A 16,250-nucleotide genomic window follows, 5' to 3' on the forward strand; every position below is an offset into this window, starting at 1 on the left:
ATCAAGCCTTCCCAATGAACTGCTCACCCAAATCCCGAAAGATATCGGCATACAATTTGTAAAATACCTTGGCAGCATGTACCAATAACTGCTGATCTTTCTCATCAGAGATTTTGTTAACAATCTCCTCATAGAATTGCGTATGCTCGACATCAAGAGCGCCATGAGAAGCCAGATAACTAAAGCAGTTGGCTGGTAGATTCAGGCTTTGAGAAATTGCTTTTGCTGCATGGCTCGCCACTGCTGTACTCGTCCCTTCAAGTACTAATACCATGCCAAAAAAGCCGATTGGATTGACACGGTTAACCATATCATATGCATATGAAACCATCAGTTCAGTGGCTAAACCTGGCTTGCCATGACGTACTTTTTCTTTATCAAATCCGCAGGCTTCAATATCGTTCAGTACCCACTCCTGATGACTCATTTCTTCTTCGATGTATTCACCAGTCGCCACCCGTAACCACTCGTATCGCTCCTCTAAACGTCCGCCTGTAGACATAAGCAATGGAATAGTATGTTTAACATGGTGGTAAGCCTGTGTGAGGAATGCCACATAGGCTTCCAGGTTCAATGCACCTGCAGCACCACGCGTTATTAACGGTAGACTTAGAAGTGCTTTTCTGTCCGGTTCTGTTGCTTGCAAAAGCTGTTCGTAAAAGGTCATGCCAATTCCTTGTATAAATGATCAATCGCTGTCTGGTGTACTTGATAAATTGCCTCTCGTTTCAGTCTGCCATTCAGGGTTAACTGTTGATTGGCACTACTAAATGGGCTGACCGGCACCCACTGTTTGATACGGGCGTAATCTGGCAACTGTTGATTAATTTCCGCGATTGATTCCGAAATCAATTTCTCGGATATGCCTGGTTTACATACGATGAGTGCAATATTCCATGGCTGCGCTTCTCCATAAACACACGCTTGAGTAATGTATGGAGAATTCAATAAGGCGCATTCAACCCATTCGGGTGAAACGTTTCGACCAAAGGATGTGATGAACATGTTTTTCTTGCGACCTTTGATATATAAATATCCCTGCGCATCCAGAGCACCTATGTCACCAGTGGCTAACCACTCATGGCGAACAACTTCCGCTTGTCCGGTATACCCTAGGAAATGCGTACATTTCACCAATATCTCACCATCATCGGCCAGCTTGATTTCCAGATGTTGCAAAGGTTTACCAACACTGCCGACTTGATTTTCGGACATGGTATTTAAAGCAACCACTGAGGCACATTCAGATAGCCCATAACCCTGAAAGACTGGCACGCCAAGCTTATTGGCTCTGGACAGCAATTGGCTCGCCACAGCTGCACCACCCACTGCAAGAAAGCGCAAATTGGGCAGAGGCAAGGCCCCGGACTCAATCACACTGACCAGTGCATTGAGTAGCTCTGGAATGAAAATAGCGGTGTTGGCTTGCGTGTCCGATAGTGCATAATGCAATTGCTGAGAATCTAATTGACTGCCATTTAATCCCACTTCCTGGCTGGAGAGTAAATGTACCTTTGCGCCTGCAAGCAGGGCTGCATAAACACCCGCTACATTTTCCAAAAGTGTAGCTAGTGGCAATACGCATAAATGATTCGCTTCACCAGTGATCCCAGTTGCGTGAATCACAGACTCGGCTACATTCAACATGCTTTCTACACTTAAGCACACGCCATTCGGGGTTCCCGTGGTGCCAGAGGTATAGGTAATTTTTACAGTTCCTTTTGGTAAACGCTTTGGAGGAACACTTAACTCGATTTGCATGACGCGTTTACCTGCAATCAGCAAGGTCATTTTTCTCTTGATTAAGCTTGCAAAAATCCTGCTGAATCGTTCAGGCTGGTCTGTAATCAATGTCCCGACACCGGCATCCAAAACCGCATGGAAGATTTGCGTGTCAGTGAAGAAAAATGGAAGAGGCACTGACGGAATTTCACAACCTAATACAGCTATATCCAATACTACCCATGCCGGATGATTGGAAATTGCAAAAGCAATCGGCTGACAACTACTATCCAGAGCTAACTCGCGTCTCAGTTGATCAACTTCGAGCTGCAAATGCGCATAGGTAAGTGCTGTGCTACTACCCTGCAAGGCGACGGAATGAGGGCTTAGTAAGGCATGTTTCGCTAAAGCTTGTTCAAAAGTAGCGTATTGCATCTTCTTACCTCACAGGCTGACGAACAACCACGACTTGTGGCTGGTTATCGTAGTAACGCCCCCAGCTGGCTAGTTCACCAGGGGGTAAGCGCATGGGGTCCACGGGTGATAAAGGCAGTACATCGACGCCACCTTTAATCAATCCATTTTGTAATGTGTGATGAGCAGTCGCCACACAATACTGCACCCCTGCATTAATGCTATGTTGGATTACATGTGAGATAAGGATGCCGGCGTTTCTGGGGTTGGCAACAGCAAGATTGCCGATCTCCGTGATATCTGAACGTTGAATATTGCAATTGAGGTTTTGCGATATAACGTTTTCAATAGGTTCATCCAGATACTGTTCCAGGAATAAAGATGAATCGCTTGCATCGCGCATTCCAAACGCTGCCATCAATTGATGATTCTGATCTCGTAAAGCGATCAGTTTAGGCATGAAATTTTTTACATGCGCGCCGTATGCAAAATCGAAAACTGCTGCAATGAAGTTTTCGACCTCGATTCGATCCGAATGAGTTGCATTTATTTCAAACGCGTTAATCTCTTGCAGGGTATATCTTTTGGGTTTTGCAAAGACGCGTAAATCATAGGCTCTTTCAGCATAAAAGGCCTGAGGAAACACTGGGATCGATGCGCTGAACATATAGGCTTTCCGTAAGAATACGATCCTAACTGAGCAAGCGACATGCCAATAAAAAAATTACTTTAAAATCATTAAGTTAAGGAAATTAAATTGATAATTCATGCAATAAATGCATAGCTGCGAAAGAAAAGCCCTGCAAACTTTGCAGACAATTTATCTCCTAAACTCGCGAATTAATTCTTACTTAGATTGAGGGTCGATAACTTCTCTAATCGCATGTATATCCATTCTAGATAAATAAATTGGAACACCATGTTTTTGCATCTATAGAAAATTTAGATATTTTTTACCGGGCTCATATTTTTAAATTTAACTTTTCTTTCCAACTACTCTCTAAATGACGCTAAGCCGCGCATTATCGATTGCTCAGTATCAATGAAAATGGGGACATTACCTGTCTTAGATTAAATGCTATGGCAACCGCCAACTTGCAAATCATCACAATTTGCCTGAACTTTTCTATCAGGCTAGCACTCTCACTCTTTGAGTGCTAAAATTAGTTTAAACCTCTTTATCAAACAAGGAGCTTTACCATTAACGCTTTAACTATACCTGTCGTTTCCTCAGCGGACAGCTTGGATAAATACCTGCAAACCATCAAGCAGTTTCCAATACTCACGCCTGAAGAAGAATACAGCTATGCCAAACGCTTGAAAGAAACCGGCGACCTTGAGTCTGCACGTGGGCTGATTGTTTCGCATCTTCGCCTGGTTGCCAGTATTGCGCGTGGTTACAGTGGCTATGGCTTACCGCAAGCTGACCTGATTCAGGAAGGTAATATTGGTTTGATGAAAGCAGTCAAACGCTTTGACCCTGAGCGCGGCGTGCGCCTGGTGTCTTTTGCCATGCACTGGATCAAAGCTGAAATTCATGAATACATTGTGCGCAACTGGCGCTTGGTGAAAACCGCGACCACTAAAGCACAACGTAAGCTATTCTTTAATCTGCGTAGCATGAAGCAAGGCTTTGAAACATTAAGCCCGGACGATGTAAATCGTATCGCTACCGAACTGAATGTAAAACCTGAAGAAGTCGTTGAAATGGAATATCGCCTGAATGGTCAGGAGATTCCACTGGACGCTCAGGTAGATGATGATGGTGAAGAAGCATACAGTCCGATTGCTTACTTGCAGGATGAAGGTCCTGAGCCGTCAGCTTTGCTTGAGACATTGCAAACAGAGCATATGCAGACTGAAGGCTTAAGTAATGCCATGCAACAGCTGGATGAGCGTAGCCGCCGTGTGTTGCAGGCGCGCTGGTTGACTGAGGGCGATGTATCTACTCTGCACGAACTGGCGGCTGAGTTCAATGTGTCTGCGGAACGTATCCGCCAGATTGAGCAAAAGGCGATGCAGAAAATCAAGACTTACATGCTGGAAAGCAAATAATAAAAACGGGTGCTTAGGCACCCGTTTTTATTTGTGTTATTCAACTATTATCAATCTCCAACTAATAATCTAAGCCGCCTGCACAATCACATCTTCGTGTTGCAGGGTATGTAAGGCTTTGCCATTTAGTTGCTCCAATTCGGCAAGTTGCTGCCTGATGGTCAGTTCGACCTGCTCCAGGTCTCCAATACGCTCTTCCAACGTATCAGTCGCCTGGTAGATACGCTTAATACTTTCCACGCGGCGTTTCAATTGCACATGATGCTCACGCATCTGGCTTTCCATAGGCGCAATCACGGCTTTCAGCCAGCTTTCAGCGTCACGGTTGGCTGCTTCATACTCGAGAATGACATGACTGGCCAATGTTTCAAAAAACTTGCTGGTTAACGTGAATTTCTCATGCGCAATCATATTGAATGTCGTATTGAACTGATCGCGATATATGGTTTCAAGCTTATTAAGCGCTTTGAGGTAGCGCGAAGTTGAAAATGGGGGTGGGCTTTTTTGCAACAGGCCGTGTTCTTTCGAGAATTTTTCGTACATGGCTTCCATCATTTTTTTGATTTCGAGCACATGGATGTCCGCTTCCATCATGCGGCGCTTCAAGTCACTGAAAAAATCATCCATTGCCTGACGCATGGTTTTCGTGAATGACGCTTTCATCATATTGTCGCGTGTTTCGCGCACTTTGTTTTTGAGGGCCGGCATGCCCAGGTGATGGAACAACTGGTTGGATTGCACCGAAAATACGCTACGTAGCGCTTGATAACGCTGCAAACCAATTTCAAAATTTACTTTATCCTGCTTGACCTTACGCATCATTTGCGCAATCACATCTTCGTTTTTGCCTTGCAGGCATCTGAGCTCATCGGTTTGATCGATAACGCTTTGCAAGCGCGTTTCCAAAATGCTGCGGGTTTGCAGCATCATATCTTCGAGTTCGCTATGTATGCTTTCACGCACAATTTCCTGCTTGGCAGGAATCAATTCATCAGAAAGATTTTTTTCCAGCTGTAACAAACGGCTTTTTGCCAGTAACTGATGATCTCCAGTCACTTTTGCCAGCAGGCCTTTCTGAGCGGAAGTTGGTAAAATCTGCTCACGAGAAAGGCCCAGGAGTTCGGCAGTTGTTTGCAACTGGCGAGACAGTTCGGCTTGTATTTCATCGTCAGTTTTTAGCGGATCCCACAGGCCATCTATCTTGTTGAGCACAGCCATGCGCCCTTTTTGCTTCCAGCGTGCACCACTGATGTAACGGCGCCATACTTCCATTTCGGACTTGGTGACGCCAGTATCGGCACCCAGTATAAACAGTACTGCATGCGCATTTGGCAGCATGCTCATGGTTAATTCCGGCTCGGCACCAATCGCGTTTAACCCTGGCGTATCCAGAATGACTAAACCTTGTTTGAGTAAGGCGTGCGGAAAATTAATCACTGCATAGCGCCAGCACGGGATTTCCATCAAGCCATCCTGGCCGATAAGCATTAAGTCATCGGGATGATCAGGATGGTATAAACCCAATGCTTGCGCTTCTTCACGCGTGACACGCCGGGTGCGGCTGACCTCTTTAAAGGCTTCAACCATGCTCTCGCGGGAATGGGCGTCGAATTCAATCACCGACCATGCCTGCGGCATGCGTCTGTATTCGCTGATGGATATTTGATTGGCGCCGCTCTCGATCGGCAATAATGACAGGCTGACTGGCTTGCCCAGGTCATAACGAAGTTCGGTAGGACACATCGTGGTGCGGCCGGCACCGGAAGGTAATAAGCGATGACCATAATCTGAAAAGAAAATAGCGTTGATCAGTTCGGACTTGCCACGGGAAAACTCTGCCACAAATGCGACCGTCAGTTTATCTTCCCGCAAACGGTTAAGCTGCTGCTGAATACGTTCTTCAAGTTGCACATCGCTGAGTTGCTTATCAGCCAACCAGCGCCGATACTCCCCCAATACATCAGCAATCGTCTCACGCCAGCGCGTATACAAATCAAATTGTTGTGCCAGTCTGTTATTTTCCATAGGACCTGCTTATATAGTTATCCGGTAACCTACTTAGGATTGCCTGTTTTTCATTAATCTATCATGATTTCGTAAAAGTTCAAATAAATCATGAAGGTATAGCCATTAATTCATAAATAAAATGAATTATCAACCATAAGATTAGACATATACGCACTTATGCGTAGGTGGTTGTCATCTGCTATCATTCACATAAGCTATATAACGGTCCAAAGTACGACATTCTTCAATGCCATGAGCGGTCTTCAAGCAGAAACTCCAACCCCTACCCTGATCCAGTTACATCAGGGATCGCGCTTGCTGGAAATTCATTTCGATAACCATACCGAATGTATGCTCTCATGCGAGTTTTTGCGTGTGTATTCACCTTCGGCTGAAGTGCGCGGTCATGGTGCCGGGCAGGAAGTCCTGCAAACAGGTAAAGAACTTGTGAACATCAGCGGAATCGAACCGGTGGGCCGATATGCTATTAAACTGATTTTTGATGATGGTCATGATACCGGCCTGTATTCATGGGATTATCTGTACTACCTGGCCCAACACTATGAAAGCCTGTGGCAGGACTACATCACCAAGCTGACCATGGCAGGCCACACCCGTAAGGAAACCTAATATGCAAGACAACACTGAGCAGGATAAAACGACCCACTTTGGCTTTGAAACGGTCGCCGAGCAAGACAAGCAAAAGAAAGTCGGCGAGGTTTTCCATTCTGTGGCGCAAAAATACAACATCATGAATGATGTTATGTCGGCTGGATTGCACCGCTTATGGAAGCGCTTTGCAGTGGATGTCAGCGGCGTTGGCCAGGGTGACAAGGTGCTGGATATTGCTGGTGGCAGTGGCGACTTATCCAGCCTGTTTGCCAAAAAAGTAGGCACGCAAGCAGCACATAACCCCGGTCAGGTAATTTTGACCGATATTAATGCCTCCATGCTGAGTGTGGGCCGTGACCGCATGATAGATGCAGGGTTGAATATTCCGGCTGCCCAATGCAATGCCGAAATACTGCCATTTGCAGATGAAACATTTAACTGTGTGATCGTGGCATTCGGCTTGCGCAATATGACACATAAAGATAATGCGCTGAGTGAAATGCAACGTGTACTAAAACCAGGTGGCCGCCTGCTGGTACTTGAGTTCTCAAAAGTATGGCAACCGCTGGAAAAATTATACGATACCTATTCTTTCAAACTGCTGCCCAAGCTTGGTAAATGGATTGCCAATGACGAACCCAGTTATCGTTACCTGGCTGAAAGCATCCGCATGCATCCGGACCAGGAGACACTGAAACAGATGATGCATGACGCCGGTTTTGCCAAAGTCGATTATTACAACCTGACAGCAGGCGTCGTTGCCTTGCACAAAGGCATTAAACTTTAATTCTATGTTTAAACCATTGATTCAATTTGTGCTGCAACACCTGATGCAGCAAAACAGCTGGACTGCACCCCTGCTTCAGCCATATGCCAACCAGACCATCTGCATGGATTTCAAGGTGGCCAGGGTCGCTCTTACCATCCTGCAAAATGGTGAACTGGCCGTCGCTGCCGACTCCGCGACGGCAGACGCCACGATTCATTTACCCCCTAGCCTGGCCATGCGGTTGTTACGCAAAGACCCGCTCGCCTCCAGCCTGATTAAAATTGATGGTGATGTCGCTTTGGGTATTGAAATCGGCAAAATATTCTCTGCTATCCGTTGGGATGTAGAAGAGGACTTGAGTAAAATTGTCGGTGACGTCGCCGCCTACCAGGTAGTGCAACTGGGCCAGGAAAAATTCAAGCAACTGCAAGCCAATGCCAAAAATCTCGGGGAAATGCTAGTGGAATACTGGCAGGAAGAGCAACCCTTGATTGCCAAGAAATCCAGTATTGAACGCTTCAATCAGTCAGTAGACCAGCTGCGCGAAGATACTGACCGTCTGCAGTCGCGCGTCGACAGATTGCTGGCGGCCGCGCCCTCGACAGAAAGCCGATAAACATGCACTGGTTTCGCCTCTTCCATATTATCGGCATTTTTATCTGGTATCGACTGGACATCTTTTTTGTACGCGAAGAGAAATCCAATACATTACCGCGCCTGCTTAACCTGATGTTTTTCTGGCGCCAGGCACCCCATCAGCGCGCGATCAGGTTACGGCTGGCACTGGAAAGACTAGGGCCGATTTTTGTTAAGTTCGGCCAGATGCTGTCTACCCGCCGCGACCTGTTACCGCCTGATGTGGCCGATGAACTGACCAAACTGCAAGACCGGGTACCACCATTTGCATTCAGCATGGTAGAAACCATTCTCATGGAAGCTTTTAACGCTCCACTTCAGAGCACTTATGCCGATTTCGACCCGGTGCCGGTCGCCAGCGCCTCTGTCGCGCAAGTGCATTTCGCCACCCTGCACAGTGGCGAACAGGTAGCAGTTAAAGTATTGCGCCCAGGTATTGCTGCGATTATCCATCGTGATATTGCGCTATTACGCACGCTGGCATGGTGGGTCAAAAAACTGTCAAATGAAGGCCGCCGCCTGAAGCCGGATGAAATGGTGGATGAATTTGCCCGCCATACAGAGCATGAACTAGACCTGACGCTTGAAGCTGCGCAATGCTCACAACTGGGCCGCAACTTCAGTGACAAGCGCCTGCTTGTGCCCGTTGTTTACTGGGACTATTCGCGCAAACAAGTCATGACCATGCAGCGCATGTTTGGCACACCTGTGCGTGATACCTACACATTAAAAGAAGCAGGAATCAACCTTACCCAACTCGCACACGAAGGTGTTGAAATATTCTTCACCCAGGTGTTTCGTGATGGCTTCTTCCACGCGGATATGCACCCCGGTAATATCCAGGTTGTGACCGAAGGCCCGGACAAGGGCAAATTTATTGCCCTCGATTTCGGGATTATGGGCAGCTTGTCCCCGACAGACCAATATTACCTGGCGCGGAATTTTCTGGCATTTTTCAACCGTGATTACCGCGATGTCGCGGTAGCGCATATTGAATCTGGCTGGGTGCCAGCGGATACCAACGTTGAAGCGCTGGAAACGGCGATCCGTGCCATCTGTGAGCCGATTTTTGAGAAACCGCTTAAGGATATTTCGTTTGGCCGGACCCTGCTCAGCTTGTTCCAGATGTCACGCCGTTTTGGCGTCAATATTCAACCGCAGCTGATCATGCTGCAAAAAACCCTGCTCAATATTGAAGGCATGGGGCGTGAACTCGATCCCAACATCGACTTATGGCATAGCGCAAAACCATTCCTCAAACGCTGGATGAGCGAGCAGATAGGCTGGCGCAGGTTAATCAAATCCGCCAAACATGAATTACCTTACATGCTGGCACACGCGGCAGAAATTCCAAGGTTGTTCGAACAATATTTACGCAACCAGAGCGAGTTTGCCAAACAGCAAAGCCATATTGATGCCATGCTGGCAACGCAACACAAACAAGCGATCTGGCAGAAATGGTTTATCAGCGCCATTGGCGTACTGGTAGTGTTACAACTCGGCAGTTTGTTCTTGTTATTCACAAATTAAGTCGCAACACACACGCACAAGTAAAAAAGCCTGGGTTTCAGGCTTTTTTACTTTTCCAGACAAAACAAACCCTATCCTTAAACAGGTTTTGTTTTAAAATCTGCCTTTTGCAACGGCCTTAAAAGGATAGAGATAGTGCTGCTCTGGTTTGTGATAGCGTATTTGCTGGTCTCCATTGCAATCGGCCTGTTTGCAGCCAGAAATGTTCACAGCACCAAGGACTATGCGGTCGCTGGCCGCCATTTACCGCTACCCGTCGTCATGGCGACGGTATTTGCCACCTGGTTTGGCGCCGAAGCTGTATTTGGCGTTTCCGCGACTTTCGTACGTGAGGGCCTGACCGGCGTTGCGGCAGACCCGTTTGGCTCCAGTATGTGCCTGATCATTGCCGGTATCTTCTTTTCCAGCCGCCTGTATAAACTCAATATCCTGACCCTTGGCGACTTTTATCGCATGCGTTATAACCGCACGGTAGAAATCCTCACCACTATTGCCATCGTCGTCTCCTACATGGGCTGGGTCGCGGCACAAATCAAAGCACTGGGACTGATTTTCAACCTGATCAGCGATGGCCATATTCCGGAACAGACCGGCATGATTCTAGGCACCGCGATTGTCCTCACTTACACGACATTAGGCGGCATGCTATCTGTCGCTATCCTCGACTTTGTGCAGATGATTGTAGTGATAGGCGGGCTGCTTTATATCGCCAGCATTGTTTCCGGCCAGACGGGTGGCGTGGGTCCGGTGATAGAGCATGCACGCAATGCAGGAAAACTGCACTTTTTCCCGCAATCCACCAACTGGAGCGTCTGGCTAACTTTTCTGGGCGGCTGGCTCACCATGATGCTGGGCTCGATTCCACAGCAAGATGTTTTCCAGCGTATCACCTCGGCAAAAACTGCCAATATCGCACTTTGGGGTTCTTTCCTGGGGGCCAGCATTTATTTCTGCTTTACGTTCGTGCCCATGTTCATTGCCTATGCGGCAACGTTGATAGACCCTGCAACCTTTGGTGCGCTAGTTAAATCGGACTCTCAGCGTGTGTTGCCAACCTTGGTGCTAACGCATACGCCATTAGTGGCCCAGGCAATCTTCTTTGGCGCAGTGCTGTCCGCCATTATGAGTTGCTCTTCTGCGACCTTGCTGGCGCCTTCTGTCACTTTTGCCGAAAATGTCATTAAAGGATTTGTCCCCACCATGACCGACCATGCATTCCTGCGCGTCATGCGCCTGTGCCTGGTCGGCTTTGCCGGTATGGTACTGTTTTATGCGCTCAATTCCGAGCTCTCTATTTTCGGCATGGTAGAAAGTGCTTATAAAATCACCTTGGCTGGCGCATTTGTGCCACTGTTTTTTGGGGCATTCTGGAAACGAGCCAGCAGCCAGGGTGCGCTCGCTGCGATTATTTTTGGTATCGGCAGCTGGATACTGGTAGAAGTCATGATTGGTGACGAAAGCGTGATTCCGGCACAATTACTGGGATTGGTCATCAGTGCGATAGCGATGGTGGCAGGCTCGCTGCTACCACAAAAATTTGGCGGCTCACCGCAACCGCCGCATGGTTACCTGCACGAACATGCTTCGCGCAGGCATACAGAATAAACCTTCACAGGTAACGCTTAAAACTGTATTGATATAAAATGATCGGATCCGGAACGGTATTTATGGAACTGCAGTTTAAAGCCACGACTGTTCCCGCAAACAAAACAGGCGGGCATTCAAGATAATGCCGGGGCGTTTTCAGTAATTCGTAAGCAAGCATTTTTATGGTAGTCAACAAACGGTTTTACATCATCATCCTCAGCGTCATTGTGTTGACAGGTTTTCTGGCGACCAGCCTGATTGGGTACTTTGTGGCCAAAGACTCGCTGACCGAGCGCCTGCAGCAGGAAATGCTGCCTCTTACCAGCGACAATATCTACTCGGAAATCCAGCGTGACTTGTTACAGCCACTGCTGATTTCTTCACTGATGGCTAATGATGTATTTGTGTTTGACTGGGTAAATGGTGGCGAAAAAGATGCCAGCAAGATGACCAGTTATCTGGCCCAGATCCAGAAAAAATATAACACCATCACCGCATTTTTCATCTCCGAAAAATCCAGGCTTTACTATCACCCGTCGGGCGTATTGAAGAAAATTTCGGAAAAACATGAAGATGAAAGCTGGTATTTTGAGGCAAAAAAATCACGTAATCCCTATGTCATCAATATTGATCGCGACACAGCAGACGTACGTCGCTTAAGCATTTTTGTGAATTACCGCATCGAGGACAAATCAGGCAATTTTATCGGCATCATCGGTGTTGGCCTGGCCTTACAATCGGTGGTTGAACTGATAGAAAACTATCAAAAACGCTATGGCCGCGAGATTTACTTCGTGAACCGCCAGGGCGAAATCATGTTGCGAAGCAGCCAGTATCATGCCGAGCTGCATAACGAAAACAAAGCGGCATTGAGCAAGGCATTTGTCAAAATCCTGACTTCTCCAAGCGCGTCATCTTCATTTAAAACCAATAATGGCAGTACGCTTTACCTCAACAGCAGGCTGGTGCCTGAGTTTGACTGGCATTTGATTGTCGAACAGGTCAACGATCCGAGCTCTGACCGCATTGAAACTGCCTTTATTATTAATATGGCAGTAGCACTGGTTATTAGCGTGATTGTATTGTTACTCGCACATGTGGCGGTACGTGGTTACCATGAAAGACTGGAGTCGATGGCGACACAGGATAAGCTAACCGGTGCCACCAGCCGCCAGGTATTTGAGTTTTACTTTGGTCAGGCTGTTGCGCGCTGCAAACGACGTGACGAATCACTGTCATTAGTTTTGCTGGATATCGACCTGTTCAAGCTGATAAACGATAACTATGGCCACCAGGCAGGCGATTTGGTACTGACCAGAATTGCCCAGCTGATTAAATCCCATGTACGTGAAGAAGATATTGTTTGCCGCTGGGGTGGTGAAGAATTCCTGCTACTACTGACGAGCTGCAATCTTGAGCGCGCGCGGGGAATTACCGAAATCATCCGGTCAGCAGTCGCTGGTTTGGAATTTCACTTTAACAACCAGGTTGTCAGGGTGACGATTAGTGCCGGGCTGGCAGAAATGCAGCAAAGTGAAGCGTTCGCCCAAGTGGTTGAACGTGCTGACCATCACCTTTATGAAGCCAAACATGCCGGACGCAACTGCATTAAGCCTGATAGTGATACGGATAACGAGACGGCTTGATAAGGCTGGCTTGATGAAGCGTTATTTGAAAATCTGGCAGTTACACAAGTGCACGCGGCTGGCATGTCGCGCAATAAAAAGTAGAGCGCTGGCCCAGGCGTATATTAGCAATTAATTGCCCACACACCCGGCAAGGCTGTCCTGTACGGCCGTAGACATAGTAGGTCTGCTGAAAATAGCCTGGGTTGCCATCTGCGCCAAAAAAGTCCCTCAAACTACTCCCACCAGCTTCCAGCGCCGCAAGTAATGTTGCCTTGATCTCTGCTACCAGCAACTGGCATTGTGCTAGCGTCAGACTTCTGGATGGTGTCTCCGGATGAATACGCGCCCGGAACAAAGACTCACTGGCATAGATATTCCCGACGCCGACGACAATATGCGCATCCATAATCGTTGGTTTGATTGCCGCATTACGTGAGCGTAATTGCTGGAACAAATATTCGCCATCAAACTCGGCATCCAGAGGTTCCGGCCCAAGGCTACTTAGTAATGGATGCTCAGATGGATCTTTATCCAGCCACAAGACGGCACCAAACCGTCTTGGGTCACGCAAGCGAATTACTCGCCCATCTTCAAAGGCAATATCGACGTGGTCATGTTTCTCATGCGGAAAGTAGCGCTCCAGCAAACATAGCCTGCCCGACATACCCAAATGCAGTAACAATACGCCCTGGGAGACCGGCTCCCCAGCATCGCTGATTTCGCCGACTTCCATCAGGATATATTTGGCTCTACGGGTGAGCTGCAATACCCGTTTGCCGTGCAAATACTGTGGTAAATCAGCCGGAATCGGCCATCTCAGGCCATGATGGCGGATAGTGACTTCGCTGATGCGCGCACCCTGCACCGGCAACAAACCCAGGCGGGTGACCTCTACCTCAGGTAATTCTGGCATGCGCTATTTGCTTTTCGGGGCCTGGATATTCACCGGTGGATTGACCATAGTGAAACCAACGTCATTTGGGAAGTGATAAATAATGCCTTCATCGGGGCGTGCCAGCAGGTATTCCGGGGATTCCTGGATTTTATCAAAGTGCACTTTTTTGCCATCGCGCAGCAGCACTTCGAAAGACGCGTAAGGTTGTCTGCGATCCGGCGTATACACTTCAACAGAAGTCGCCTGCGCCTGTTTCCAGCTAAAGTCCAGCCACTCATTCATTTCATTCTGGGTAGGCTTGGCCTTGGGGTCGTTCGCAGACCATTTGCCATCAGTTGCCAACTCAATCTTGAGGGCGTTTTCTTCCCACTGTTCAAGATGCGCCAGGTCTAGGCCGGCCAGCTGTTTGCGCTCGGCAGGTGACAGCGGTGTTTTATCTATCATCTCAATAGGCTGCGTGGACGCCGCCTCACTATATTGGCCGGATAGCATATACACATTGCCTGCGTAGCCAACATACTGCTCTTCGGTAACAGGATTATGCGTGCCGAAAATAAATACATGCTCGCCCTGCGCGCCTGACAGAGTCACTTTCAACTCCGGCTGGTCCAGTCCGTATTTCGCTGCATCCTGCAATGGCAACTTGGTACCGCTGGTGGCAGCAATAATAGACAAGGCACGCTGGACAGACATCTGGTCAGCACGTGCGGCATATGGCTTGCGCATCATCCAGTAACCATCCTGACGTTCAAAAATGGTCGGCGCCTTGGCTGGGAATTCGATTTTTAATGCCTCTGCATCCGCCATTTTGAGGCTAGACACATCATACTTGGCAGCCAGCGCTTTTTCTTCAGGTTTCAGGTGCAGGAAAACGGCAATGCCAACCACAACTGCCAGCAGCAACAGGTTCAAAATCCATCTTTTTTTCATTGCGACCAACTCCGTGCGCGATACGACTTCAATAATTCACAAACTTTACCCAATTATGCTTTACGGCGTTTCCACCACAGGAAAAAGCCTGCGATCAGGATAATGACCGGCAACACATACTGGGTGCCATAGCCGACGACTAATGCCGCAATAGAGCCTGAAGGGATATTAATATTGATATCTTTCAAGGGCATGGGTTGGATAGTAATCAAACGGTCATCACCAGCCAGCCAGTTGATGATATTAATACCCAGGTCAAGATTACCGCCATTGGTGATAAACGTATTAGCCAGGAAATTAGCATTGCCAATCACCACCACGCGTTGACCTTTTTTACCAAATTGGCGCTCTAAAGCCACACCGATATTAATCGGGCCGGCTTTGTCCTTGCCCTGGTCAAAACGTACTTTGAGGTTTTGCGCACCGGCTGGTATTTTGTCCGATTCCAGCCAGCCGTTCTGGGCCACATCAATCAGGCGCCCTACTTTCCAGCCAAGGTCATCGGATGCGTGACCATCGATCTCGTGTGCCTCAGGGAATACGGTGCGCAACATGAAATTACGGGTAATCGGATGATCACCATAGAGGCTGGCGAATGACATTTTAGGGTCCGCGCCATACTGTTCAGCCGTGCGGTCAACCACCATGCCTGCCGAAACCTTGATACCAAGATAATCGGCAACCTCTTGCAAACCATGCAGGTTATCATCATCCAACAACCAGAGTACATTGCCACCGGCTTCAATATAAGCCTTGATTTTCTTGGCCTCTACCGCACTGACATCTACTTGGGGCGCTGCGATTACCAGCATGGAACCATTAGCCGGTACATCTTGCGCAATGGTTAAATCAGGATTGGCGAACTTGAAACCTTTGCTTTCCAGTTGCTTGCCAAACTCGCCCAGGTCATGGTTTTTCTCGCCTTGCAGCAAGCGCTCACCGTGTCCATCTAGGTACATTACCGGCTGGTTATTGGTACGTGACAGGCGTACCAGCAAATTGGTCATCTCCTGCTCGGCGAACGGCGGGTTAATGTGCTCGCTGCGTTTGTTGTATTCAACGATGGTTTCTCCATCCACCTTAACACCGGCTTCTTGCGCCAGCTTTGGCTCTTCGGATGGATTGACGAAATTGATGAACACATTTTTCTTTTCGCGCTGGTACCGGGCCACGAAATCCAGCATACCCTTGCGGAAAGTGTCACCGTTACTGGCGTCATCCTTGGTCGCATAGACGGTAATATTGATATCACCATCCATCTGCTTGAGCACATTGATACTGCCCTGGGTGAGGATATTACGGTTGGCCTGTGTGATATCTTTTGCCCAACGGTACTGGTTAGATAGATAGCCCAACATGACTATCATGGTTAAAAACACCAGCACGAACATCCAGTTTTGTGCCAACAACTGCAATCTAAATTTACGGTTAATTTTCATAATGCTTTCAAACTTAAAAAACAGTT

14 protein-coding genes are annotated in these 16,250 nt (G+C 47.9%); 7 read left to right on the plus strand and 7 right to left on the minus strand.

Going from position 1 to position 16,250, the window contains the following annotated elements:
• Nucleotide 1: 1 nt before the first annotated feature.
• From ASG24_RS03490 to ASG24_RS03500, 3 genes are read right to left on the minus strand one after another with little or no spacing between them, the layout of a single operon-like run.
• On the minus strand, nucleotides 2-667 hold the full coding sequence (locus ASG24_RS03490; protein WP_055867858.1) for a TenA family transcriptional regulator: 666 nt from the start codon (nucleotides 665-667) through the stop codon (nucleotides 2-4).
• Nucleotides 664-2,157, minus strand: a complete 1,494-nt coding sequence (locus ASG24_RS03495) for an AMP-binding protein (RefSeq protein WP_055867861.1) — start codon at nucleotides 2,155-2,157, stop codon at nucleotides 664-666. The genes ASG24_RS03490 and ASG24_RS03495 overlap by 4 nt, the downstream gene beginning before the upstream one ends.
• A gap of 4 nt (nucleotides 2,158-2,161) precedes the next feature.
• On the minus strand, nucleotides 2,162-2,803 hold the full coding sequence (locus tag ASG24_RS03500; protein ID WP_055867863.1) for a thermostable hemolysin: 642 nt from the start codon (nucleotides 2,801-2,803) through the stop codon (nucleotides 2,162-2,164).
• Between the two features lie 533 nt (nucleotides 2,804-3,336).
• Between ASG24_RS03500 and rpoH the strand changes: the two genes are divergently transcribed.
• Nucleotides 3,337-4,191 carry an RNA polymerase sigma factor RpoH gene (gene rpoH, locus ASG24_RS03505; protein ID WP_200934437.1) on the plus strand — a complete coding sequence of 285 codons (855 nt, stop codon included), beginning with the start codon at nucleotides 3,337-3,339 and terminating at the stop codon, nucleotides 4,189-4,191.
• A 69-nt stretch (nucleotides 4,192-4,260) separates the two neighbouring features.
• Here rpoH and ASG24_RS03510 read toward each other — a convergent pair whose 3' ends face one another.
• The gene (locus ASG24_RS03510; protein WP_055867865.1) at nucleotides 4,261-6,216 is read right to left on the minus strand and encodes a dynamin family protein; all 1,956 of its coding nucleotides are present in this window, start codon (nucleotides 6,214-6,216) and stop codon (nucleotides 4,261-4,263) included.
• Between the two features lie 234 nt (nucleotides 6,217-6,450).
• On the opposite strand from ASG24_RS03510, the gene ASG24_RS03515 reads away from it, so the two are divergent.
• The 6 genes from ASG24_RS03515 to ASG24_RS03540 all read left to right on the plus strand — a co-directional run bounded on the left by ASG24_RS03515 (nucleotide 6,451) and on the right by ASG24_RS03540 (nucleotide 12,978).
• Nucleotides 6,451-6,828, plus strand: coding sequence for a gamma-butyrobetaine hydroxylase-like domain-containing protein (locus tag ASG24_RS03515; protein ID WP_055867868.1), 378 nt, complete (start codon nucleotides 6,451-6,453; stop codon nucleotides 6,826-6,828).
• A 1-nt stretch (nucleotide 6,829) separates the two neighbouring features.
• Nucleotides 6,830-7,597 carry a bifunctional demethylmenaquinone methyltransferase/2-methoxy-6-polyprenyl-1,4-benzoquinol methylase UbiE gene (gene ubiE, locus ASG24_RS03520; protein WP_055867872.1) on the plus strand — a complete coding sequence of 256 codons (768 nt, stop codon included), beginning with the start codon at nucleotides 6,830-6,832 and terminating at the stop codon, nucleotides 7,595-7,597.
• A 4-nt stretch (nucleotides 7,598-7,601) separates the two neighbouring features.
• Nucleotides 7,602-8,195, plus strand: coding sequence for an SCP2 domain-containing protein (locus tag ASG24_RS03525; protein WP_055826354.1), 594 nt, complete (start codon nucleotides 7,602-7,604; stop codon nucleotides 8,193-8,195).
• Between the two features lie 2 nt (nucleotides 8,196-8,197).
• Nucleotides 8,198-9,745 (plus strand): ubiquinone biosynthesis regulatory protein kinase UbiB, encoded by a 1,548-nt coding sequence (gene ubiB, locus ASG24_RS03530; protein ID WP_055867881.1) that lies wholly within the window; start codon nucleotides 8,198-8,200, stop codon nucleotides 9,743-9,745.
• A 135-nt stretch (nucleotides 9,746-9,880) separates the two neighbouring features.
• Entirely contained in the window at nucleotides 9,881-11,350 is a 1,470-nt protein-coding gene (locus tag ASG24_RS03535; RefSeq protein WP_055867884.1) for a sodium:solute symporter family protein, read from the plus strand.
• A 164-nt stretch (nucleotides 11,351-11,514) separates the two neighbouring features.
• On the plus strand, nucleotides 11,515-12,978 hold the full coding sequence (locus ASG24_RS03540) for a sensor domain-containing diguanylate cyclase (RefSeq protein ID WP_055867887.1): 1,464 nt from the start codon (nucleotides 11,515-11,517) through the stop codon (nucleotides 12,976-12,978).
• A 40-nt stretch (nucleotides 12,979-13,018) separates the two neighbouring features.
• Here the strand turns inward: ASG24_RS03540 and mutM are convergent, their stop codons facing one another.
• The 3 genes from mutM to ASG24_RS03555 are packed head-to-tail and all read right to left on the minus strand — an operon-like array spanning nucleotide 13,019 to nucleotide 16,224.
• Nucleotides 13,019-13,873 (minus strand): bifunctional DNA-formamidopyrimidine glycosylase/DNA-(apurinic or apyrimidinic site) lyase, encoded by an 855-nt coding sequence (mutM, locus tag ASG24_RS03545; protein ID WP_055867891.1) that lies wholly within the window; start codon nucleotides 13,871-13,873, stop codon nucleotides 13,019-13,021.
• Between the two features lie 3 nt (nucleotides 13,874-13,876).
• Complete coding sequence (locus ASG24_RS03550; protein WP_055867895.1) at nucleotides 13,877-14,785, minus strand: DUF4340 domain-containing protein; 909 nt, start codon at nucleotides 14,783-14,785, stop codon at nucleotides 13,877-13,879.
• A 53-nt stretch (nucleotides 14,786-14,838) separates the two neighbouring features.
• Nucleotides 14,839-16,224: a GldG family protein gene (locus tag ASG24_RS03555; protein WP_055867898.1), complete on the minus strand. Its 1,386-nt coding sequence runs from the start codon at nucleotides 16,222-16,224 to the stop codon at nucleotides 14,839-14,841.
• Between the last annotated feature and the right edge of the window lie 26 nt (nucleotides 16,225-16,250).

Origin of the sequence: Methylophilus sp. Leaf414 (assembly GCF_001425425.1) — a bacterium.
In the GTDB taxonomy this organism is placed as follows: Bacteria; Pseudomonadota; Gammaproteobacteria; order Burkholderiales; family Methylophilaceae; genus Methylophilus.